Annotated in this window: 1 protein-coding gene; it reads left to right on the top strand. The window is 58.8% G+C overall.

The genetic code is table 11. The features are described 5' to 3' along the window. Window positions 1–62: 62 nt before the first annotated feature. Window positions 63–243: Rossmann-fold NAD(P)-binding domain-containing protein (locus L9G74_RS24585; RefSeq protein WP_238898962.1), on the top strand; the 181-nt coding region annotated here is incomplete at its 3' end.

The following is a 243-nucleotide window of genomic DNA, read 5'->3' on the forward strand; positions in this document are numbered from 1 at the left end:
CTCAAGACAAGAAGCAGTAGCGAGTCCAAGGCAAGGCAAGGCAGGCGAAAGCAAAACAAGAAATGGCGAAGCCGATATCGATCGAGGTGTGGAATCCGAGCGGAAAGTATCGCGTGGTGAGCACCAAGTCCATGCCCGGCACCCGCTGGATCCGCCTCCTCGCCGACAACGACTGCCGCCTCGAGATCTGCACGGAGACGAAGACCATCCTCTCTGTCGACGACATCCTCGCCCTCATTGGCG

The organism is Shewanella electrica, from assembly GCF_022321485.1.
Lineage (GTDB): Bacteria > Pseudomonadota > Gammaproteobacteria > Enterobacterales > Shewanellaceae > Shewanella > Shewanella electrica.